This window comes from Streptomyces sp. NPDC127100, assembly GCF_042724095.1.
GTDB lineage: Bacteria > Actinomycetota > Actinomycetes > Streptomycetales > Streptomycetaceae > Streptomyces.
The window spans coordinates 23711-45680 of record NZ_JBHXFL010000014.1; the positions used below are offsets into that span (position 1 = coordinate 23711).

20 protein-coding genes and 1 pseudogene are annotated in these 21970 nt (G+C 73.7%); 7 read left to right on the forward strand and 14 right to left on the reverse strand.

Annotation, left to right across the window (positions count from 1 at the left end; all coding sequences use genetic code 11):
• Positions 1-63 precede the first annotated feature (63 nt).
• On the reverse strand, positions 64-1143 hold the full coding sequence (gene dapE, locus ACFWJB_RS16010) for a succinyl-diaminopimelate desuccinylase (RefSeq protein ID WP_386922827.1): 1080 nt from the start codon (positions 1141-1143) through the stop codon (positions 64-66).
• A gap of 94 nt (positions 1144-1237) precedes the next feature.
• Between dapE and ACFWJB_RS16015 the strand changes: the two genes are divergently transcribed.
• A complete protein-coding gene (locus tag ACFWJB_RS16015; RefSeq protein WP_385469269.1) occupies positions 1238-2212 on the forward strand; it encodes a heavy metal transporter in 975 nt (324 codons plus the stop codon).
• A 308-nt stretch (positions 2213-2520) separates the two neighbouring features.
• The gene (locus ACFWJB_RS16020; RefSeq protein WP_385469271.1) at positions 2521-2907 is read left to right on the forward strand and encodes an ATP-binding protein; all 387 of its coding nucleotides are present in this window, start codon (positions 2521-2523) and stop codon (positions 2905-2907) included.
• A gap of 519 nt (positions 2908-3426) precedes the next feature.
• Here ACFWJB_RS16020 and ACFWJB_RS16025 read toward each other — a convergent pair.
• The gene (locus ACFWJB_RS16025) at positions 3427-4542 is read right to left on the reverse strand and encodes a bifunctional succinyldiaminopimelate transaminase/glutamate-prephenate aminotransferase (RefSeq protein ID WP_385472598.1); all 1116 of its coding nucleotides are present in this window, start codon (positions 4540-4542) and stop codon (positions 3427-3429) included.
• Positions 4543-4657: 115 nt separating this feature from the next.
• A complete protein-coding gene (gene fdxA, locus ACFWJB_RS16030; RefSeq protein WP_003973842.1) occupies positions 4658-4978 on the reverse strand; it encodes a ferredoxin in 321 nt (106 codons plus the stop codon).
• Positions 4979-5118: 140 nt separating this feature from the next.
• Here fdxA and ACFWJB_RS16035 point away from each other — a divergent pair, with 140 nt between their 5' ends.
• Together ACFWJB_RS16035 and ACFWJB_RS16040 are read left to right on the forward strand one after the other, a co-directional pair.
• Positions 5119-6132: a GNAT family N-acetyltransferase gene (locus ACFWJB_RS16035; protein ID WP_386922830.1), complete on the forward strand. Its 1014-nt coding sequence runs from the start codon at positions 5119-5121 to the stop codon at positions 6130-6132.
• A 110-nt stretch (positions 6133-6242) separates the two neighbouring features.
• Positions 6243-7097, forward strand: coding sequence for a tetratricopeptide repeat protein (locus tag ACFWJB_RS16040; RefSeq protein ID WP_385472603.1), 855 nt, complete (start codon positions 6243-6245; stop codon positions 7095-7097).
• A gap of 161 nt (positions 7098-7258) precedes the next feature.
• On the opposite strand, the gene ACFWJB_RS16045 is transcribed toward ACFWJB_RS16040, so the two are convergent.
• From ACFWJB_RS16045 to ACFWJB_RS16085, 9 genes and pseudogenes are all read right to left on the reverse strand, one after another.
• Positions 7259-7873 (reverse strand): response regulator transcription factor, encoded by a 615-nt coding sequence (locus ACFWJB_RS16045; protein WP_386922833.1) that lies wholly within the window; start codon positions 7871-7873, stop codon positions 7259-7261.
• Complete coding sequence (locus ACFWJB_RS16050; protein WP_386922835.1) at positions 7870-9036, reverse strand: sensor histidine kinase; 1167 nt, start codon at positions 9034-9036, stop codon at positions 7870-7872. The genes ACFWJB_RS16045 and ACFWJB_RS16050 overlap by 4 nt, the downstream gene beginning before the upstream one ends.
• A complete protein-coding gene (locus tag ACFWJB_RS16055; protein WP_386922837.1) occupies positions 9033-9773 on the reverse strand; it encodes an ABC transporter permease in 741 nt (246 codons plus the stop codon). The genes ACFWJB_RS16050 and ACFWJB_RS16055 overlap by 4 nt, the downstream gene beginning before the upstream one ends.
• Positions 9770-10678, reverse strand: coding sequence for an ABC transporter ATP-binding protein (locus ACFWJB_RS16060; protein WP_386922839.1), 909 nt, complete (start codon positions 10676-10678; stop codon positions 9770-9772). The genes ACFWJB_RS16055 and ACFWJB_RS16060 overlap by 4 nt, the downstream gene beginning before the upstream one ends.
• Before the next feature lie 151 nt (positions 10679-10829).
• Positions 10830-13088 carry a hypothetical protein gene (locus ACFWJB_RS16065; protein ID WP_386922841.1) on the reverse strand — a complete coding sequence of 753 codons (2259 nt, stop codon included), beginning with the start codon at positions 13086-13088 and terminating at the stop codon, positions 10830-10832.
• A gap of 156 nt (positions 13089-13244) precedes the next feature.
• Entirely contained in the window at positions 13245-13667 is a 423-nt protein-coding gene (locus ACFWJB_RS16070) for a DUF6113 family protein (RefSeq protein WP_385470823.1), read from the reverse strand.
• On the reverse strand, positions 13664-14539 hold the full coding sequence (mshB, locus tag ACFWJB_RS16075) for an N-acetyl-1-D-myo-inositol-2-amino-2-deoxy-alpha-D-glucopyranoside deacetylase (RefSeq protein ID WP_386922843.1): 876 nt from the start codon (positions 14537-14539) through the stop codon (positions 13664-13666). Before mshB ends, ACFWJB_RS16070 begins: the two co-directional genes overlap by 4 nt.
• A gap of 138 nt (positions 14540-14677) precedes the next feature.
• Positions 14678-15316: a Uma2 family endonuclease gene (locus tag ACFWJB_RS16080; protein ID WP_385470819.1), complete on the reverse strand. Its 639-nt coding sequence runs from the start codon at positions 15314-15316 to the stop codon at positions 14678-14680.
• A gap of 52 nt (positions 15317-15368) precedes the next feature.
• Positions 15369-16225 (reverse strand): annotated as a pseudogene (locus ACFWJB_RS16085) (helix-turn-helix domain-containing protein).
• Between the two features lie 477 nt (positions 16226-16702).
• Between ACFWJB_RS16085 and ACFWJB_RS16090 the strand changes: the two are divergent.
• A complete protein-coding gene (locus ACFWJB_RS16090) occupies positions 16703-17587 on the forward strand; it encodes a helix-turn-helix domain-containing protein (protein WP_386922846.1) in 885 nt (294 codons plus the stop codon).
• Positions 17584-17793 carry a DUF397 domain-containing protein gene (locus ACFWJB_RS16095; RefSeq protein ID WP_386922848.1) on the forward strand — a complete coding sequence of 70 codons (210 nt, stop codon included), beginning with the start codon at positions 17584-17586 and terminating at the stop codon, positions 17791-17793. Before ACFWJB_RS16090 ends, ACFWJB_RS16095 begins: the two co-directional genes overlap by 4 nt.
• Before the next feature lie 11 nt (positions 17794-17804).
• Here ACFWJB_RS16095 and ACFWJB_RS16100 read toward each other — a convergent pair whose 3' ends face one another.
• On the reverse strand, positions 17805-19238 hold the full coding sequence (locus ACFWJB_RS16100) for an amidase (RefSeq protein ID WP_385470813.1): 1434 nt from the start codon (positions 19236-19238) through the stop codon (positions 17805-17807).
• Between the two features lie 194 nt (positions 19239-19432).
• Positions 19433-19627 (reverse strand): hypothetical protein, encoded by a 195-nt coding sequence (locus ACFWJB_RS16105; RefSeq protein WP_385470811.1) that lies wholly within the window; start codon positions 19625-19627, stop codon positions 19433-19435.
• A gap of 206 nt (positions 19628-19833) precedes the next feature.
• Here ACFWJB_RS16105 and ACFWJB_RS16110 point away from each other — a divergent pair, with 206 nt between their 5' ends.
• On the forward strand, positions 19834-21948 hold the full coding sequence (locus tag ACFWJB_RS16110; protein ID WP_385470809.1) for a prolyl oligopeptidase family serine peptidase: 2115 nt from the start codon (positions 19834-19836) through the stop codon (positions 21946-21948).
• Positions 21949-21970 lie beyond the last annotated feature (22 nt).

Below are 21970 nucleotides of genomic sequence, written 5' to 3' on the forward strand. Positions count from 1 at the left end.
ACGCGGGTTACGTACGGGGGACCTCAGCATGTCCGGCACGCAGCGGCGTAAACCCGGGCGGGATCACGCCGTCAGCCAGGACCGCAGCCGCTCCTCGCCCGCGAGGACCTTCGCCGTCTCGACCCGCTCGTCCCGCTTGTGCGCCAAGTGCGGATTGCCCGGGCCGTAGTTGACGGCGGGGACGCCGAGCGCGGAGAAGCGCGAGACGTCCGTCCAGCCGTACTTGGGCTGCGGGGTGCCGCCGACCGCCTCGATGAAGGCCACCGCGGCCGGATGGGACAGGCCCGGCAGGGCCGCGCCGCTGTGGTCGTCGACCACGAACTCGGCCACCCCGCAGTCCGCGAAGACCTCGCGGACGTGGGCGAGGGCCTCCTCGGGGCTGCGGTCCGGGGCGTAGCGGAAGTTGACGGTGACCACGCACTCGTCCGGGATGACGTTGCCGGCCACACCGCCGGTGATGCCGACCGCGTTGAGGCCCTCGCGGTACTCCAGACCGTCGATCACGGGGTAGCGCGGCTCGTACGCCGCCAGGCGCGCGAGGATCGGGGCGGCGGCGTGGACGGCGTTGGAGCCCATCCAGCCGCGGGCGGAGTGCGCACGCTCCCCCGTGGTCTTCAGAAGGACCCGCAGGGTGCCCTGGCAGCCGCCCTCCACCTGGCCGTCCGACGGCTCCAGGAGCACCGCGAAGTCGCCCTCCAGCCACTCCGGGTGGGCCTCGGCGACGTGCTTGAGACCGTTGAGGTCGGCGGCGACCTCCTCGTTGTCGTAGAAGACGAAGGTCAGGTCGCGGTTGGGGGCCGGCACCGTGGCCGCGATGCGCAGCTGCACGGCGACGCCCGCCTTCATGTCGCAGGTGCCGCAGCCCCACAGGACGCCGTCCTCGTCCAGCCGGGAGGGGACGTTGCCGGCGATCGGCACGGTGTCGATGTGGCCGGCGAGGATCACGCGTTCCGTCCGGCCCAGGTCCGTGCGGGCCACGACGTTGTTGCCGTACCGGTCGACCGTCAGGTGCGGCAGGGCGCGCAGCGCGTGCTCGATCGCGTCCGCCAGCGGCTTCTCGGAGCCGCTCTCGGAGGGGAAGTCGACGAGCCGCGCGGTGAGCTCCGCGGCGTCCAGCGTGAGGTCAAGCGGGGTATCGGCCATGCCCTCGACCCTACCCGCCGGGTCGTCCGCGGCCTTCTCGCACATCATCCGCACCAGCCGCCCCAGGAGTCCTACTCTCCAGTACCTTGTACGCGTGCCTGAGCCGTCCCCCCTCCGCAAACGCCGCGGCCGCCTCCTCCGTGCCGGGGCCGCCTCCGCGGTCCTGCTCGCGGTCGCCGGTTACCTCACGGTCCAGTACGTCACCGGCGGCACCGCGCCGGGCTGCAAGGTCGTCTCGGGCGAGGACGGCCGCACGGCCTACGAGTTCACGCCGGAGCAGGCGGTGAACGCGGCGACGATCACCGCCGTGGGCACCGCGCGCGAGCTGCCCGAACGGGCGGTGACGATCGCCCTGGCGACCGCGTTGCAGGAGTCCGCGCTGCGCAACATCGACTACGGCGACCGCGACTCGCTCGGCCTGTTCCAGCAGCGGCCCTCGCAGGGCTGGGGCACCACGAAGGAGATCATGGACCCGGCGTACTCGGCGGGCATGTTCTACGACCACCTGGTCAAGGTGCCCGACTACCCGCGGCTGCCCCTCACGGTCGCCGCGCAGCGCGTGCAGCGCAGCGGCTTCCCCGACGCGTACGCCAAGCACGAGCCGGACGCCGAGCTGCTGGCGGCGGCCCTGACCGGGCGGTCCGCGGCGACGCTGACCTGCCAGGGGCGTCCCGGCGCGCACCGCGCCGAGGGGCCGGACGCGGTACGCGCGGCGCTGGTGCGGGACTTCGGACGCGACGTGCTCCAGCCGGCCGGCGCGGAGGTGGGCCCGTCGGCGCGGCCGGCTCCGTCCGCGTCCCCGGGCGCCGGCGGCTCCGACGGGCGGACCGTGACGCTGCCCGTGGGCGCCGGCTCCGGCCCGGGCGCGGACCGCAACGCCGCGCGGCGCGGCTGGCAGCTGGCGCACTGGGCGGTGGCCAACGCGTCCGCGCTGCGCATCGAGCGGGTCGACTACGCCGGGCGGCAGTGGACCGCGGGGAACACCGACAGCAAGTGGCACGCGACGGGGGCCGGCGCCCACGGTGCGGGACAGGGCACGGGGCCGGTCCGGATCACGACCGCGCGGTAGTGCGAGCCGTCACCCGTGAGGGGTGAACCTGGCCGGTGTGCGGCGAGCGGATGCGGGGTGCCGCGTCGTCGTCGCCGGATGCCCCGGAACCCGGGAGAGCCAAGGGCCGTGAGGGCTGCGCGGGCTTGTCGTGCGGCGACCTTTTGCCCGCTTTTCCGGGCACCTGATAATGCGACGTATTGCCAACTCTTTACGTCGGCACGCCGCAACCTTCGACGCCCTCGAGCGGTAGTCACTGCGTCCGAGCCCGGCGATCACCCGCCGGGACGGGCCGGAACCTCATCGTTGTCTTGCGTCGAAGGAGCATCATGTCCCTCCCCCTGACCCGCCGGATCGCCCGTGCCGCGCTGCTCGTCGCTGCGGGAGCGGCTGCCGGGGTCGGTGCGGCCGGCTCCGCCAGTGCGGCTCCCGAGCTCCCGGCCACCCCGAACCTCGGCGGGCTGACCGCGCTGGACGCGGCGAACGTCGGCGCGTCCGTCGACGGCGCCGCCCGGAGCGTCACCGCGGTCGCGGGAGGCGCCGGCAGCGGGGCCCTCAAGGAGACGGTGCCCGCCGCGGGCAGGGCCGGCGGCTCGGTCGTCAGGAAGGCCACGCCGGCGGCGCAGAAGACCACCGGGAACGCGGCGGACTCGGCTACGGGGCTCGTGGGTGACACGGCGGCGACGGCCATGAAGGGTGGGCTGCCGCTGCGCTGACGGTCGGCTGCCGCCGGCTGTACGGCGACGGGGTCCGGGGGTGCCTCCCCGGGCCCCGTCGCTTTTGCTGTGCCGGTGCCGGTGCCGGTGCCGGTGCCTGCGTCCGTGCGGCGGGCGTCCCGTCGATCCGTGCCCGGCGCCGGTGGCTGTGCCCACCCGTTCCGCCCTGCGGAACGACTGCCCACAGCGGGAGCGGGGGCGGAAGCGCACGCACGCCCCGGCGGGAGGGGGCGGTGGTGCGTGCACGCCCCGGCGGGAGGGGGCGGTGGTGCGTGCACGCCCCGGCTGGAGGGGGCGGTGGTGCGTGCACGCCCCGGCTGGAGGGGGCGGTGGTGCGTGCACGCCCCGGCTGGAGCGGGAGCGGCACCGCATACCCGCCCCGGCGGGAGCGGGAGCGGCACCGCATACCCGCCCCGGCGGGAGCGGGAGCGGCACCGCATACCCGCCCCGGCTGGAGCGGGAGCGGGAGCGCCGCGCCCGCCCCGGTGGGAGCGGGCGGGGCTGTCGGGGCGGCGGGGGTTACAGGCGGGCCACTGCTGCCGCCACGCGGGCGTCCGTTGCCGTGAAGGCGACTCGGACGTGGTTCTCTCCCGCCGGGCCGTAGAAGTCGCCGGGGGCCACGAGGATGCCGCGTTCGGCCAGGTGGGCGACCGTGTCCCAGCAGGACTCGTCGCGGGTGGCCCACAGGTAGAGGCTGGCCTCGCTGTGCTCGATGCGGAAGCCGTGGCCGAGGAGCGCCTCGCGCAGGGCCGCGCGTCGGGCCGCGTACCGCTCGCGCTGGACGCGCACGTGCTCGTCGTCGCCGAGGGCCGCCACCACGGCCGCCTGCGTGGGCGCCGATGTCATCATGCCGCCGTGCTTGCGGATCTCCAGGAGCGGACCCAGGACGGCCGGGTCGCCGGCCAGGAAGGCCGCGCGGTAGCCCGCGAGGTTGGACCGCTTGGAGAGGGAGTGGACGGCGACGAGGCCGTCGTAGGAGCCGCCGTTGACGTCCGGGTGCAGGACCGAGACCGGGTCGGCCTCCCAGCCCAGCTCGAGGTAGCACTCGTCGGAGACGACCAGGACGCCGTGCTCGCGCGCCCAGGCGACGATCCGCGTCAGGTCGCCCTTCGAGAGGACCTGGCCGGTCGGGTTGGACGGGGAGTTGAGCCAGAGGAGCTTCAGGCCCGCCGGGTCCAGGTCGGTCGGGCCCGGCGCGTCGGCGCCCGGTGTCAGCGTGTACGCCTCGTACTCGGCCCGGGCCAGGCGCGCGCCGACCTCGTACGTCGGGTAGGCGAGGCGCGGGAAGGCCACCCGGTCGCCGGGGCCGAGGCCGAGCTGGGTCGGGAGCCAGGCGACGAGTTCCTTGGAGCCGACGATCGGCAGGACGTGGCGGTGGGTGACGTCGCGGGCGCCGAGGCGCCGCTCGACCCAGCCGGTGATCGCGTCGCGCAGTGCCGGGGTGCCCCAGACGGTGGGGTAGCCCGGGGAGTCCGCCGCGTCGATCAGGGCCTTCTGGATCAGCTCGGGGACCGGGTCGACCGGGGTGCCGACGGAGAGGTCGACGATGCCGTCCGGGTGCGCGGCGGCCGTCTTCTTGTACGGCTCCAGCTTGTCCCAGGGGAAGGTGGGCAGGCGGTCGGAGACTGCGGACACGTTACTGGCTCACTTTCGTCGTGGCCGCCCGGTACGGCAAACGCCTCGGTCCCGTGCGGCGCCGATCGGGTGACCGGGCCGTACGGGACCGAGGCGGCGCGCGTGCGGGCCGCCGTTACTGGTTCTGCGGCGGCAGCGCGGCGACGAAGGGGTGGTCGCGCTCGATCAGACCCAGCTTGCTGGCGCCGCCGGGCGAGCCGAGCTCGTCGAAGAACTCGACGTTCGCCTTGTAGTAGTCCTTCCACTCCTCCGGAGTGTCGTCCTCGTAGAAGATCGCCTCGACCGGGCAGACCGGCTCACAGGCACCACAGTCGACGCATTCGTCCGGGTGGATGTACAAGGACCGCTGGCCCTCGTAGATGCAGTCGACCGGGCACTCCTCGATGCACGCCTTGTCCTTCACGTCGACACAAGGCTGCGCGATGACGTAGGTCACGCTGTCGTTCCTCCTCGATTGGGCGCTGGCGGGCCTCCTCAGGCTCCGCCGCCTGGCGCGCGGGAGCGCGGCGTCGTCGATGCCCGCCCCTAGTATCTCCGTTCTTGGGCATGATCCGAACAGGAGGGGTGGACCGACCCGTGGAAATCTCTGCCGCCGGCCGACTGGAGGTCCGCATCACGGCCGCTGACGTGGGCAAACGAGTATCCGTCCGGCGCTTGAGCGAACCTGGTGTCGCAGGTGAGAAGTTCACCGACACGGTCGGCGTTCTCACATCATGGGACAATGGTGTGCTCCAGATCACACGGAGGGGCGGCGAGTCGGTCCGGATCGCGGAGTCCACGCTGGTCGCGGGCAAGCTCGTGCCGGCCGCCCCGGCGCGTCGCCGCGGACCCGCCACGTCCTACGAGGAGCTGGCGCGGGTCGCCGCGCGGGCCTGGCGGCCGGTGGAGAGCGAGCGGCTCGGCGCGTGGGAGCTGCGGGCGGCGTCCGGGTTCACCCGGCGGGCCAACTCCGTGCTGCCGCTCGGCGATCCGGGGATGCCGCTCGACGACGCGCTGACCGCCGTACGCCGCTGGTACGGCGCGCGGGGACTGCCCGCGTACGTCCAGACCGCCACCGGGGCCGAGGGCACGCAGGAGCTGCTGTGCGCCGAGCTGGAGCGGCGGGGCTGGGTGCGGGAGGTGACGGCCGAGCTGTGGACCGGAGGGCTCGCACCGGTCGCCGACCGGGCCGAGGGGACCGGCGTGGTGCTGTCCCGGGAGGCCGACGAGGCGTGGCTGGCACGGTACGGGCGCAAGGGCGCGAGCGACGTGGCGCTGCGGGTGCTGCACAGCGGACCGTCGGTGTGGTTCGCGACGGTGCCCGGTCCCGGGGCGCCGGCCGCGATCGGCCGGTGTGTCGTGGACGGGCGGTGGGCCTCCTTCGCGGCCGTCGAGGTCGATCCCGGACAGCGGCGGCGGGGGCTCGCCACCGCCGTCATGGCCGCGCTGGCCCGGCGGGCGCTCGACGAGGGTGCCTCGGCGGCCTGGCTCCAGGTCGAGGCGGACAACGCGGGGGCGCGGGCGCTGTACGCCGGGACGGGGTTCTCGGCGCATCACGCGTACCACCACTACCGCGCGCCCGACGGTGCCGACGGGGCGGGGCGGGACTGAGCACGGGCGCCGCCGCGCCGGTCGCCGGTCGCCGGTCGCCGGTCGCCGGTCGCCGGTCGCCGGTCATTCTTCATCGTTCGCCGATTGCCGTGAGAGGGCACGAGCCTGATATGCGTCACCTCCCCCACCCGCCGCCGCCCGGGCGTTCCGCCGAGGTGCGGCGCCGGTTCGCCGAAGAGGCGCGGTCCGAGCGCCCCGATCTGTCGACGCTGTGCCTCCTGGTGGGCGCCGAGGCCGACGGGGCGCTGGACGAGGCGGGCATGGACGCCGCCCAGATGGAACTCGACCGGCTGGCCGGGCAGGTGCCGTTCCGGCCCGGTTCGCCCCGGGCCTGGGCGGTCGCGCTGCGGGACCTGCTCGGCGAGCGGTACGGGTTCCACGGGGCCGCGGCGGACTACCGGCGCCTGGAGTCGTCGTTGCTGCACGAGGTGCTGCGGCGCCGGCGGGGGCTGCCGATCCTGCTGTCGGTGGTGTGGCTGGAGGTGGCCCGGCGTGCGGGGGCGCCGGTGTACGGGGTCGGGCTGCCGGGGCACTTCGTGGTCGGGTTCGGGCCGGAGGGGGAGCGGGTGCTCGCCGACCCGTTCGACGGGGGCCGGGTGCTCAGCGGGGACGACGCGGAGGTGCTGGTGTCGGGGGCGACGGGGGCGGGGCTGCGTCCCTCGATGCTGGAGCCCGCGGAGCCGCTGGACGTGGTGGCGCGGATTCTCAACAACGTCCGGGTGTGGGCGGCGGCTCGGCCGGAGCGGTCGGACGTGGGGTTGTGGGCGATCGATCTGGCGCTGCTGCTGCCGTCGCACGCGGCGCGGTTGCGGTACGAGCGGGCGCAGTTGCTGGTCCAGCGCGGGGAGTTCGTGGCGGGGGCGGAGGAGTTGGACGCGTACGCCGACGTGGTCGGGGCGGTGGACGAGGGGGCGGCCGAGCGGGTGCGGGGGGAGGCGCGGGCGGCTCGGGCGTTGCTGAACTGAACGCCGGTGCGGCGGGTGGGGGACGGTGGGGTGCGGCCCTGCGCCGCGGGGTGCCGCCTGCGCCCACCCGTGCCGCCCCAGCGGCACGACTGCCCGCAGGCTGGGTGGGTGGGGCGGGTGGAGGTGGAGTGCGACTGCCCGCAGGCTGGGTGGGCGGGGTGCTAGAGCCAGCCTTTTTCTCTTGCTATGCGGACCGCTTCCGCCCTGTTGCGGGCGGCCAGTTTCTGGATGGCCGTGGAGAGGTAGTTGCGGACCGTGCCCTGGGAGAGGTGGAGGGTCTTGGCGAGTTCCGCGTTGGTTGAGCCGTCGGACGCGGCGCGCAGGATCTCGCGTTCGCGGTCGGTGAGGGGGTTGGCGCCCTCGGCGAGGGCGGCTGCCGCGAGGGTCGGGTCGATGACCCGCTCGCCCGCCAGCACCTTCCGCACGGCCTGCGCGAGTTGGGCCGCCGGGGCGTCCTTGACCAGGAAGGCGTCCGCGCCGGACTCCATGGCGCTGCGCAGGTAGCCGGGCCGGCCGAAGGTGGTGAGGACGATCAGCTTCACCGCCGGGAGTTCGCGGTGCAGCAGGGCCGCCGCCTCGATGCCGGTCGCGCCGGGCATCTCGATGTCCATCAGCGCCACGTCCACGCCGTGCGCGCGGGCGGCCTCCAGTACCTCGTCGCCGCGCGCCACCTGGGCGACGACCTCGATGTCCTCCTCCAGGCCGAGCAGGGCGGCCAGTGCCTCGCGGACCATGGCCTGGTCCTCCGCCAGCAGGACCTTGATCGTTCGGCTCATGCCCCGGATCCTACGTCCGCGGCGGCGCCGACCGGCACGCGGGCGACCAGCCGGAATCCGCGCCGGGTCCGGCCGGCCTCCAGCTCGCCGCCCGCCTTGCCGAGGCGCTCGGTGAGTCCGGTCAGGCCGTTGCCGGGGGCGGCCGCGGATCCGGGGCCGCCGGAGCCGTCGTCCTCCACCGACAGTTCGAGCACCCGCCCGTCCAGGGTCTGTCGCCCGAGGAGCTCCACCGTGCAGCGCCGGGCGCCGCTGTGCCGTACGACGTTGGTGACCGCCTCGCGCAGGGCCCAGGCGAGGGCCGACTCGGACTCCTCGGGGACCCCGGTGAGGTCGGGTTCGGCGGGCAGCTCGGGGACCACCCCGGCGGCCGTCAGCGCCACCTGCGCACCGGCGAGTTCGGCGTTCAGCCGGGCGCGCCGGTAGCCGGTGACGGCCTCCCGGACGTCGACGAGGGCCTGCCGGCTGACCTGCTCGATGTCGGCGACCTGCTGGGCGGCCTTGTCCGGGTGGCCGGGGAGCATGCGGCCGGCCAGTTCGCTCTTCAGCGTGATCAGGGACAGCGAGTGGCCGAGCAGGTCGTGCAGGTCGCGGGCGAGCCGCAGCCGCTCCTCGTTGGCGGCGAGGTGGGCGACGGTGGCGCGGGCCTCGCGCAGGGCGATCGTCGTCCGGATCAGCTCGCGTACGCCGGTCATGGCGAAGCCGCCCAGCAGCGCCGGTATGAGCAGGCCGCCGAGGAAGCTCCTCGCGTCCGGCACGACGAACGCCAGGGCCGTCATCAGCGCGGACGCGCCGGGAATCGTCCAGCGGGCCTGGCGCAGCGGCAGGGTGGCGCCGGAGGCGATGGAGACGTACACGAACAGGACCAGCCACTCCCGGCCCAGCGTGAGGGCGAGGAGCGTCGACTCGGCCGCCAGGACGGCGAGGGAGACGAGGACCGCGTCGGTGCCGTCGCCGCGTCCGGTGCGGAAGAGCAGCAGCATGTACCAGACGACGAAGACGACGAGGCCGGCCCAGCCGAGGATGCGCGCGGCCGTGCCGTGGCCCCCGTTCAGCAGGTCGGCGACGGGAGCGCTCAGGTAGACCAGCCAGATGCCGGCCCACAGTGACTTGATGACCTTCTGCCTGCGGTTCTCCGGGCGTTGCCCGATGCCGACGCCGCTCACGCCTTCAGCGTGTCCTTCCGGTAGAGCCATGCCGCGCCGCCGGTGAAGAGCACGAACGAGACGGCGAGGACGGCGAGATCCTGTGGGTGCGGGGCGTGACTCTGTTCGATCGCCTGCCCCAGGGCAGCGTACGCGTGGGTGGGCAGCCACTCGGCGACGTCCTGGAGCCGGCCGGGGAAGGTGGTCGTGGGCATCCACAGGCCGCCGAGCACGGACAGGCCGAAGTACACGATCATCGTGACCGGGCGGACGGCGTCGCCCGACGCCAGGTAGCCGATGGCGACGCCGAGGGCGGCGAAGACCAGGCTGCCGGCCCAGATCGCGCCGGTCAGGGCGAGCCACTGCCAGGCGTCCAGGCGTACGTCCTTCACGGCCGCGGCCACCACGAAGACGATCACGATGGAGGGCAGGCTGACGACGGCGGCGCTCGCGGTCTTGGCGAGGACGTAGCCGCGGCCCGGGAGCGCGGTCAGCCGCAGCTGCCGTACCCAGCCGCTCTCGCGCTCCTTGGCGATGCGTTCGCTGTTGCCCATCAGTACGGCGGTCAGGGCGCCGAAGGAGGCCATGGAGACCATGAAGAAGGCCGGCAGGGTCAGGCCGGTGCCGTCGACCTCGGTGGTGGGGTCGGCGCTGCCCGCGACGAGCAGGAACAGGGCCGACGGATAGATCACCGAGAAGAACAGGAACCTGCGGTTGCGCAGGGCGCGGGTGAGCTCCAGCTTGATGAGACCGTTCACGGCTGCTTGGCCTCCTCGGCGGCGGTGATGGCGACGAAGGCCTGCTCCAGTCCTAGGCCGGCGACTTCGAGGTTGCGGGGGTACAGGCCGAGGCCGTACGCGGCGTGGACGGTGGCGTCTGCGTCGGAGGACCGGATGCGGACGGTCCGGCCGGAGACGGCGAGCGAGGTGAGGAAGGGCAGGCCGCGCAGCGCCCGTTCGTCGATCGTGCCCTCGAGGTCGAAGGAGATCCTGCGGGCCCCGGCCCTGGCCTTGATCTCGGCGGCGGTGCCGTCGGCCAGCAGCCGGCCCCGGTGCAGGACGAGCACCCGGTCGGCGACGGCGTCGGCCTCCTCCAGGTAGTGCGTGGCGAACAGGACCGTGCGGCCCCGGTCTGCCTGTTCGCGCAGGGTGGCCCAGAAGGCCTGGCGGGCGGTGACGTCCATGCCGGTGGTGGGCTCGTCCAGGACGATCAGGTCGCTGTCGCCCGCGGTGGCGAGCGCGAAGCGGACACGCTGGGCCTGGCCGCCGGAGAGCTTGTCGACCCTGCGGTCGGCGATCTTCGTGAGGCCGGCCCGCGCCAGGACGTCGGCGACCGGGTGGGGCCTCGGGTGCAGCACGCAGCCGAGCCGGACGAGCTCGGCGACGGTGATCCCGTCCATCAGCCCGCCGCTCTGGAGCATCGCGCCCACCCGCCCGGCGACGATGGCCTCGCGCGGGGCGGTGCCGAGGACCCGGACGGTGCCGCTGTCGGGCCTTCCGAGGCCGAGCAGCAGGTCGAGCGTGGTCGACTTGCCCGCCCCGTTCGGTCCCAGCAGGGCCACGGTCTCCCCGGGGCGCAGGGTGAGCGTCAGGCCGTCGACGGCGCGGACGTCCCCGTAGCTCTTGGTGACCCGGTCGAACCCGACCGCCTCTGTCGTCGTCATGGCAGCCATCGTGGCCGCCGCGGCCGGGTGGGCGGCAGTGTCGCCGGTCCCGGGTGACGCATGACGGATGTCATGCGTCACCCACCCCGCGGGGGTGCGGCGAGGGGGCGTCCGGTGTCCGCCGGGCGCCCCCTCGTGTGCGATCCGGGTGTCAGCTGGGGTCGGTGTCGATGACCCCGACGCGGTTGCTCCTGCTCGTCAGCGCCGGGCGCAGGGCGCCGATCACGTCCTGGACGGTGACCGGGGTCTTCTGGCCGGTGGCGCGGGTGATGAGCACGCCGTCGAAGGTGTCGCCGTACAGCTCCTTCAGGGCGGCCTGGTCGTAGTACTCGACCAGCTTGCCGTTCTGCGGCTTGACGGCGAGGAACTTCCACAGCGACTTGCCGGGGCTGAAGGAGACCGAGTGCGCGGCGTCGGTCTGGACCGTGACCAGGCCCGACATCGCCGGCTCTGCGAACTCCTTCATCATCCGGTCGACCTCGGCGTCGGAGACGGTCGGCTGCCGTTCGGTGGTCGGCACGTTCACCGCGGTGGAGGTGCCCGTCTCCACCTGGCTGCGGTACGCCGCCTCCACCGCCTCGGTGGACTTGGCGACGTCGATTCCCTTGCCCGCCTTGCCGTACACCGGGACGGCCTTGCCGGACTGGAACGTGATTGTTCCCTCGGTCACCCCGCCGGCGCCGCCCGCCGCGTCCTTCAGGGCGGCGTGCAGCTTCTCCTCGTCGACGGGCATGACCGGGTCGACGACACGGTGGTTGCCGAAGAGCGAGCCGATCACGGAGACCGGGTTGTAGTCGCTCTGCGCCGCGTCGCTGGCCGTGGCCTGGGTGTCGAACTGGAGCCCAGCCTGGTCCGGCTTCAGGGAGACGCTGTCGCCGCCCACCGTGAGCTTCAGCGGCTTGTTCACCCGGGCACCGAGGGCGCTGTCCAGCTTCTCGACGGCGTCGTCGCGGGTGCCGCCGCCGATGTCCACGCCGAGCACGGTGGTGCCCTTGGGCACGTCGGAGTGGTTCATCAGCAGGCCGGCGCCGTAGGCGCCGCCGACGACGACGATCAGGACGCCGACGAGCAGCGGGAGCTTCTTCCGCCCCTTCTTCTTGGCCGGCTTGGCGGAGCTCGCCGGCGCGGGCGCCGGTGCGGGCGCCTTGGGGGGCGTGTGCGGACGCGGTCCGTCGGGGGACGCGCTGGGGAACGGGGTGTCGCGCCCGCCCGGTACGACGGGGATGCCGCTGGTGACGGTGTTCCCGGAGACGTTGTCCGGGTTGCCGTAACGGGCGCCGCCCGGCGGTTCGGGGGCGGGCCGCTGCGGGGTGAGGATCGCGGTGTCGTCGCTCAGCCCGCCGCCGGGGCCGGGACGGGCGGTGCCGGGGCCCTGGCCGGGTCCCTGGGGTCCGGCGGGAACGCCGGGCACGGCGAGGCCGCCGGGGCCGCGCGGGCCGGCGGGGCCGCGCTGTCCGTCGGGCCGTCCCGGCGCGCCCGGTCCGCCGGCGGCGGGCGGCACCCGCGGGCCGTCCCCGGTGACCGGGCCGGTCGTCGGGCCGGTGGGCGTCTTCGGGCCGCCGAAGACGAGCTGTCCGTCGCGGACCGGGCCGCTCTGCTCGCCGGGGCCGTCGGGCGTGTTCCGGTCGCGCCCGTCCTCGGAGGGGAAGGAACGGCCGGGTTCGGTGGCGCCGTTGCCGCCGGGGCGCGTCCCGTTGCCGCCGAGCGGTCCCGCGGCCAGCGCCTCGGTCACGTCGAAGGAACCGGTGCCGCCGCCGTGTCCGGGCGCCACGGGGCCACCGGTCGCGCCGGGCAGGCCGGCGCCGTTGGTGGAGCCGGGACGGGGGCCGCCGGGAGCGCTCATCGAGCCGACCACGCCACCGGGCCGGCCACTCCCGCCGCCCGGTCGCGCACCGCCGGACGCGCCGGCGCCCGGGGCCGCCGGAGCCGGGCCGGTACCCGCGCCGGGGGTGCCGGCGGCGGAACCACCGGGCAGACCGGCACCGTTGGTGGAGCCACCGCCCTGACCGCCCTTGCCCGGCGCCGACTTGCGGGGCGCGAACCAGTCGCTGGTCGGCTTGTCCTCGGCCTGCTGGGCGGGATCGGCGGGAGTCTCGACGGTGCCCGTGGGCGCGGTGGCGCCCGGCCCGGAGTGCTCGGCCGTCTCCGTGTCCGCGGCCTCGCCGTCGGCGTCCGCGACGGGCTTGCGCACGACGACCGGCGGAATGGGCCGCGACCCGGGGATGTTGATCCGGATCCGGGTCGTCAGCGTCGTCTCGGTCTTGCGCTCTTCCGGCCGCGCGGCCGAACGGCCCGCGTCCGCGCCGGCTCCGGGGACCACGGGGGTCCCGTAGGGCGGGGTGCCCGACGGGTACGCGGCTCCACCGCGCCCGTGGGGCCCGGAGGACGGACTGTCAGTTTCACGACTCAAGGCAGGTTCTCCCGGTTGGCTCCGCCGCCCGGCACACCAGAAAGCGGGCGGCCCGGCGGCGCGCACCACCATACTGGCCACTTCTCACGCGTATCCCATGACTGCCTGGGAAACCCACACCGGACTCGCACGCCCGCGCCACGGCGAAGTAGTACGTCATTTCCCAAGTCGGGCGCCGCCGCCGTCCGGTTGCCGTACCGGCGCGAGGGTGGCGCACATCACAGCCACGGCGATTCCGCCGAGGAGGAAGAGATAGGATCCGCTGCCCGCGGCGAAGACGAAGTCCCCCTCCGGGCGGCTGGTGGTGAGCAGCACGACGGCGACCGCCCAGCCGACGGCCGGCGCCACGGCCCCGCCGCGGCGGCCCAGGGCACGTCCGGCGCCGAGGCACAGGCCCGCCTCGGCGGCCAGCGCGAGCAGCAGCCCGCCGGGGAACCAGGCGCCCTGCACGAGCGCGCCCGCCACGCCGGTCAGCGCGCCGAGGACGAGCAGCCCGAGGTAGACGGCGGCCCGCCCGGGGGACGGCGGTCGCAGCGGCCTGGCCAGGGCGGAGGCCGGCGGCTCGGTACGCCCGCTCACGACGCTCCCCCGGTCCCGGTCCCGGCGAACAGGTCGCTCTCCCGCCGCGCGGGGCGGTCCCCGCGCACCAACTCGTAGTACTCGGTGGTGAAGAGCGGCTGCGCGAGTTCGTTGGAGAGCACGAAGTACGGTTCGGCCACCGTGATCTGCGTGGCGTGCGCCCGCATCGCCGCGGCCTTGGCGGCGGCGTACGGGGTGCCGTCGATCTCGGTGGTGATCCGCTCGTCGGCGACGACACCCGGTACGTCACCGACGGCGGCCGCCTTCTCGAAGGGCAGGCCGGGCAGGTCGCGCTCGAGGCGGGCGAAGGACTCCTCGGCGACGGACCGGGGCACGCGGTTCCAGTAGACCTTGGGGACGTCCCAGCCCTGTTCGGCGGCCAGCTCGACGGCGCGCATGGCGACGCGGTGGGCCTGGATGTGGTCGGGGTGACCGTAGCCGCCGTCGTCGTCGTAGGTGACGACGACCTGGGGGCGGGTCTCGAGGATCACCTCGGCGAGCAGCCCTGCGGCCCGGTCGACGTCGGCCTGCCAGAAGCAGCCGGGGTCGTCGTTGTCGGGCAGCCCCATCATCCCGGAGTCGCTGTACCGCCCGGCCCCGCCGAGCAGCCGGAAGTCCTCGACGCCGAGCGCGCGCATCGCCTCCTTCAGCTCCCCGAGCCGGTGCCCGCCGAGGGCGGCCCCGCTCAGGTGCCCCAGCTCGGGCGGGATGACCTCGCCCCGCTCACCGAGCGTGCAGGTGACCAGCGTCACATGGGCACCTTCGGCGACGTACCGGGCCATGGTCGCGCCGTTGTTGATCGACTCGTCGTCCGGGTGAGCGTGCACCAGCAGCAGACGCCGGCCGGAGCGGGAGGGGGGCTGTTCCGTCATGGGGCCAGCCTATGAGGCGCCCGGCCGGTCCGCGGGCCCGGCGCCGCGGATCGCGTCCCTCGCGGGTGTCGCAGCCCACCGTGGCCGAGGCGGGTCCCGGCGCATGCCCCCGCCGGGGCCCTCCGTCGCCGGGTACGCTCACCGGCCCCGCCCCGCCGGACCGTCCTGCACCGCGCCGTCGTCCGGGTAGCGCGGCAGGCCGCTCGTGGAGATGGTCCACTCGCCGATGGTGATGTCCTCGCCGTAGACGAAGTCCTTGCGCACTGCGTAGCGGGGACCGTCCGGGGTCGAGTGGATGTCGGTGAGCACGGCGCCGCTGCCGGTGCGGGGGTCGAAGACCGCGTAGACCGGTACGCCCATCAGCGGGTAGTCGCCCATCTTGCCCACCCAGTCGTTGTCCGGGTTGGACCGCGAGACGACCTCGATGGCGGCGATGAGCGTCCGGGGATCGAAGCTGGCCGGCACGTCCATGTCCGACAAGGCGATCACCATGACGTCGGGGCGTCGCATGATGCCCTCGTACTCGTCCTCGACATCGGGCTCCCCCGTGTGAGCGACGATCTCCTCCGGCATCACTTTCTCGAGGCGTCTACGCAGGTGCAGGGTGGTCAGCTCGTGCGGGCCGATGGGCGCCATCATGTCGTGGACGATTCCCTTGCTGGTGATCTCGAATTTGCCCGGGAGCGTGTCGGTGTCGTCCAAGGACTGAACGACGTCCCGCATGGCCCGGTAGACGTGGGAGCCGCCACCCTGCGCGTCGTGGGGTGCGATGGTCATGGCGCTCGCTCCTCGTCGTCTGTGCCCAGGGGCAAGGATCGTCACGTTCATGCTAGGCGGCTCCCTGGAGCTCGGTTCGGCAGGCGCGGCAGTGGCCGGGGCGGGGGGCGCGGAACGCGTGGTCGCAGCCGTCGCAGTTCTGGAGGGGGTGTCGTACGGGCGGCGGCGGGGCGGCGGCATGCGCGTGGAACGGGGGCGGGGGCGGGAGCTGGTCGGCGAGGCGGTGGGCCAGAAAGGCCGCGGGCCGCCGTCCCGCTCCAGCCAGGCGGCGACCCCGGGGGTCAGGTGGGCCGTGTCACTGGCGGAGAGGAGCAGCCGGGGCTCGTGGCGGTGGAGGTCCGCGAGGAGGTCGGTGGCGGCCCCGAACAACGCGGGCACGTTGCACTCGGGTCGGGGTACGGCGGGAAGCGGTTTGCGCGGTGCCCGTTGCTCGCGCGTTTCCCATGGAGCGCGTTCCTCGCAGGTCTCCTGCGGCTGCGGTTTCGCCGCCGGCCGGGCGGGTGCCTCGGCGGGGTGGCGGGCGGCCGGCGGCTGGTTGCACGAGATCGTGCGGGTCACGATGCGGCCGGCGGAGGTGCGGACGCGTTCGCGGCGCAGGTAGCCGTGGGTCTCCAGCTCGCGCAGGGCGGCGGCGATTCGGGCGGTGCCCTCGGGGAAACGGGCGGCGAGGGTCTTGATGTCCGCCGGGGCGCCCATCGGCAGCGACTGGAGGTGCGTGCCGAGCCCGATGGCGAGGAGCGAGAGCTCCCGGTGCTGGGCCAGGTGGTTGCCGATCACCACGAAGCGAGTGGTATGGCGGGTGTTGTCGTGCTGGAGCCCGCCGCCGGTGCGGTGGACCCGGTTCGGGTGCTTGTTGCCCGCAACGCGGGCCTGGGCGCGCGGGGGCACGCTAGGGTTCGGGATACCCATCGGGAAGCCTCTATCTTCCTCGGTGGTCAGGCCCTCGCAGTGGGATTGCAGTCCCGGCGGGGGCCGTCTCATGTCTGCGGTTGTGTGGTGGTGCGTTGTGCTGAGCGTCGGGCCTGGGGGCTCGCGAATTCCAGCCGGTTCGGGGATGTTCACTCGCCCGAGTGAGTGCGACCACGGACGGGAGGGGTGGGGTTCGGCGGGGTGCTTTCGCCCGGAGTTCTTTGTCTTTCAGTCGCCGACGGCACCGGAGCGCGAAAGTGCGGGTTCCGGTGGTGTGAAGCTCAGTCAGGCCCGGACGGATCTTGCGCGGGAACCGCCCGTCGGTAGTGCCCCCGTGCTCGGCGAATTACTGATTCACGTCACCGAGCGTGGCCGGCCGCACGTACCGTGACATGTGATCGCCCTGTTACGCAGAGCCACGGTCCGTGCCTGCGAGCGGAGCGGGACGGTACGTGGCAGCACTACGGAGGGGCGCGCATGTCGGTGAACGGTGAGGCGGTGCGGGTCGGGGCCGGGACGGACCGGACGGACGAGCCGGGCTGGGAGGTGGACCCGGACGACGACTGGGCGCTCGCCGTGGTCGCCACGGTGGGACGCCAGTTGAGGCTCCGGCGGGAAGCGGCGGGGCTGCGGGTCGGCGAGTTCGCGGTGGCCGTCGGATACGGCGAGGACCTCGTCTACAAGATCGAGACCGGCAAGCGGATCCCCCGGCCCGAGTACCTGCTCATGGCCGACGAGGTGCTGCGCGCCGGTGGTCTCGTCGCGGCGATGCAGGAGGACGTGAGGAAGGTCCGGTACCCGAAGAAGGTGCGGGACCTGGCGCAGTTGGAGGCGCGGGCGGTTGAGATGGGGATCTACGAGTGCAGCAGCATCGCTGGTCTGCTGCAGACGCCTGCGTACGCACGTGCCCTGTTCGAAGTACGCCAGCCTCCGTATCCGGCCGACGAGGTGGACCGTCTGGTGGCCGCCCGTATGGCGCGGCTGTCAGTCTTCGATCGCTCACCTGCGCCCTCCCTCAGTTTTGTCCTTGAGGAGGCGATCCTCAGCCGCCGAGTCGGGGGCACAATGGTGCGCAAGGAGCAGTTCGAACGGCTCCTGGAAGTAGGCCGGTTGAACAATGTGTCGCTCCAGGTCATGCCGATGAACAGCGTGGCCCATCCCGGCATGAGCGGCAGGATCGAGTTGCTGAAGTTCGAGGACGGGACAGCGGTAGGACGCTCCGACGGTGCGTTCAACGGCCGTCCGACCTCCGACCCACGGCAGCTACGCATTCTCGAACTGCGCTATGGCACCGTCCGGGCGCAGGCTCTTACGCCCGGGGAGACACTGGCCCTCATCGAGAAACTGCTGGGAGAGACATGATCCGCAAGACATCCTCCAGGGGCACCACCTCCCTGGAGTGGTTCAAGAGCAGCTACAGCAGCGGCCCCGAGGGCGACTCCTGCGTCGAGGTCGCCACCGAACCCGGCATCGTTCACGTCCGTGACTCGAAGAACGTCGAAGGCCCCCGTCTGGTCTTCGCCCCCGCCGCCTGGACCGGCTTCGTGCCGTACGCCGTCGAGGGCTGAGCCGGCGACTCCTACCGGAGCCGCCGGAACGGCCGGTCCGCCTCCAGTTCGAACGCCAGCTCCAGCAGCGTCCGTTCGGCTCCCGGGCGGCCCGAGAGCATGACGCCGATCGGCAGCCCGTCCGCCGTCGCGCTCGCGGCCGGTACCGACATCGACGGGGTGCCGACGACGTTGTCGACCGGGGTGAACGCCACGTAGGCGAGGATCCGTTCGATCAGCGTGGCGTAGGGGACGGCCGGGCTGAGGTGGCCGATCGGCGGGGTGGTGTGGGCCAGGACCGGGGAGAGGATCACGTCCAGGCCCCGGAAGCCCGCCGCGTACGCCTCCCGCGTGCGCTTCAGCCTGCGCACGACGCCCGGCGTCCGCTGCCACTTCCGCACGTACGTCTCGCGCAGGCCCCGGCTCAGGCCGTCCATGCGGCTCCGGTCGAAGTCCGCGCCCAGCGTTCTGCCGCTGACGCCGAGCAGGAACGACAGCATGCCCCAGTAGGTGAGGAAGTCGTCGGTGAAGTGCGGGTCGAGGGGCAGCTCCACCGGTTCCACGGTGTGACCGAGCCGCTCGAGGCGCTCGGCCGTCTCCGTGACGGCCGCCCGGGTGCCGGCGTCGGCCCGGACGCCGTTCGGGGAGTCCACCAGGAGGCCGATGCGCAGGCGGCGGTCCGAGGGGCCCTCGACGAGGCCCACGGGCGGCAGCCCCGGGTTCCGCCAGTGCTGCTCCGCGGCGGCCAGGAACGCCGCGCTGTCGCGCACCGAGCGGCTCACGACGCCGTCGGCGACGAGGTCGATGGGGAGCCTGCGGCCCTGCGCGTTCGCCACCACCCGGCCGCGGCTCGGCTTCAGGCCGACGAGTCCGCACGCGGCGGCGGGGATGCGGATCGAGCCGCCGCCGTCGTTGGCGTGGGCGATCGGCACGGCACCGGCGGCGACCAGGGCCGCGCTGCCGCCCGAGGAACCGCCCGCCGAGTGGCCCGTGTGCCACGGGTTGCGGACGGGCTCGGCCCCCTCGAACTCCGTGGAGGGGCTGAACCCGAACTCGGGCAGCCGGGTCTTGCCGAGCACCGTGACACCGGTGCTCAGGAACTGGCGGGTGAACGGGGCGTGCCGCCGGGCCGTCCGGGGCGCGAAGGCGGCGCTGCCGTGGCCGGTGGGCAGGCCCCGGTAGTCGGTGTTGTCCTTGACGAAGGTCGGCACCCCGGCGAAGGCGCCGTCGGGCGCGGAGGCGTGGGCCGGGAGGTCGAGGCGGACCTGGACGGCGTTCAGCCGGGACTCGACGGCCCTGACCCGGGCCCTGGCGTCGCGGGCGGCCTCGGCGGCGCCGACCTCGCCCCGGCGGATCGCGCGGGCGAGGCCGACCGCGTCGTGGTCGCCGAGGGCGTCGTCCCGGAAGGCGTGCACCCTCGTCCGCGACCCGTCGCGTTCCTCGCTCTGTTCCTCGGAAGTCGTCACCGTCGGCTCCGCCCTGCACGCGTGGATGATGGCCCCGCCATCATTGCCTACCGGCGGGTAACACGCGAGGGGCCGGTGGGCGCGCGTCGGAACGATCACCCGTTCCGGCCGTCGTCGACGGCCGGCTCACGGACGGGACCTGGACTCCGGCCGGGCCCCGGGACGCGCCACGGGTCCCGGCCGGGAGACGGTGCTCAGAAGTTGATGCTTCCGATCATCCCCGCGATGTTCGTCGTCACCTCACTGATCGTGGGGGCGACGGTCGAAGAGGCCAGGTAGAAGCCGAGCAGCATGCAGACGACTGCGTGCCCGGCCTTCAGTCCTGACTTCTTGACCAGCAGGAAGACGACGATCGCCAGCAGCACCACCGCCGAAATCGAGAGTGCCACGGCGGATCACCTCCAAAGAACCCAGGGACATGGGAAGGTCGGACGCGGTCGGACTATCGGAACACTGTGGAACGCACGAGCAGATAAATCCACGCAGCAGGCACCCAGTTGATACCCACTGTGCGCTAGTGATCATAACTATCCGTACGCGCGCATCGATCGGCGCACGGCCGCACAAGGGGGCGCATGGCCAATATGGTCAGGGCATGACGACCGAGTCCGACTCCTTCCCCAAACGGCACGCCCGCACCCAGCGGTTCACGCTCGGCGCGCCGCGTTCGTTCACCGTGGCACCCGACGGTTCACGGGTCGCCTTCCTGCGTTCCGGCTCCGGTACGGACCGGGCCAACGCCCTGTGGGTCCTCGACGTCGGCGACGGCGGGGAGCGCGTCGCCGCCGACCCGCGCGCCCTCCTGGGCGGCGCAGAGGAGCGCCTGTCGCCCGAGGAGAGGGCACGGCGCGAACGCAGCCGCGAGGGCGGCGCCGGCATCGTCGGGTACGCCACCGACGCGGCCGTCGAGCTGGCCTCCTTCGCCCTGTCGGGGCGCCTCTTCACGGCCGAGCTGCGCGCGGGCACGGCCCGCGAACTGCCCGTCCCCGGCCCGGTGATCGACCCGCGCCCCTCCCCCGACGGACGGCACGTCGCGTACGTCGCCCGGGGTGCCCTGCGGGTCGTGGGCGCCGAGGGCGACGGGGACAGGGCGCTGGCCGAGCCGGACGCCGAGGGCGTCTCCTACGGGCTCGCCGAGTTCATCGCCGCCGAGGAGATGAGCCGGACGCGGGGCTTCTGGTGGGGCCCGGAGTCCGACCGGCTGCTGGTCGCGCGGGTGGACGACACGCCGGTCAGGCGGTGGTGGATCTCCGACCCGGCCCACCCCGGACGTGATCCACAACACGTCCCGTATCCGGCTGCGGGCACCGCCAACGCGGACGTGCGGCTGTTCGCGATCGGCCTGGACGGCGGGCGCACCGAGGTTCTCTGGGACCGGGCGCGGTACCCGTATCTGGCCCGAGTGCACTGGTCAGCGGCGGGCGCGCCGCTGCTCCTCGTACAGGCGCGCGACCAGCGCAGTCAGCTGTTCCTGGCCGTGGACCTCGCGTCCGGGACGACCCGGATGGTGCACGCGGACGAAGATCCAGTTTGGCTTGAACTGTTCCCCGGCGTGCCCTGCTGGAGCCCGTCCGGGCAGCTCGTCCGGATCGCCGACGAGGGCGGGGCGCGGGTGCTTGCGGTCGGGGAACGCCCGCTCACCGGTGCCCAGTTGCACCTGCGGGCGGTGCTGGACGTCTCCGACGAGGACGTGCTGGTCTCCGCGTCGGCGGGCGAGGAGGCGGCCGCCCCGGAGACCGGCGAGGTCCACGTGTACCGGGTGAACGAGCTCGGCGTGGAGCGCGTCTCGCAGGAGCCGGGCGTGCACTCGGCGGTGCGTGCCGGGGGCGTGACCGTACTCGTCTCCGCGACCCTGGACCGGCCGGGGGCCCGGGTCCAGGTGCTGCGGGACGGGAAGGTCGCGGCCACCGTCGCCTCGTACGCGGAACACCCCGGTTTGTCCCCGCGCGTGACGCTCACCCAGGGGGGCGCACGCCGTGTCCCGTGCGCCGTGCTTATGCCAACGGACTACCACGGTGACACCCTCCTCCCCGTCCTCCTGGACCCGTACGGTGGCCCGCACGGCCAGCGGGTGGTGGCCGCGCACAACGCCCACCTGACCTCCCAGTGGTTCGCCGACCAGGGATTCGCGGTGGTCGTCGCCGACGGACGGGGCACGCCGGGGCGCTCGCCCGCCTGGGAGAAGGCCGTCAAGGACGACGTGGCCGCCGTCGTCCTCCAGGACCAGGTCGACGCGCTCCAGGCCCTCGCCGCCGACTTCCCGCTCGACCTGGACCGGGTGGCCATCCGCGGCTGGTCCTTCGGCGGCTATCTGGCGGCGCTGGCGGCACTGCGCCGGCCGGACGTGTTCCACGCGGCGGTCGTGGGCGCCCCGGTGACGGACCTGCGGCTCTACGACACCCACTATCAGGAGCGTTACATCGGCCACCCGGACGAGCAGCCGGAGGTCTACCGCCGCAACTCGGTGATCGACGACGACGGCCTGGTCGACGCCGCCGAGCCGCACCGCCCGATGATGATCATCCACGGGCTGGCGGACGACAACGTGGTGGTGGCGCACTCCCTGCGCCTGTCCTCGGCCCTGCTGGCGGCCGGACGCCCGCACGAGGTGCTCCCGCTGTCCGGCGTCACGCACATGACCCCGCAGGAGGCGGTGGCCGAGAATCTGCTGCTTCTCCAGGTGGACTTCCTCAAGCGGTCCCTCGCCTGAGGCCGCGGCCACGAGGGCACCA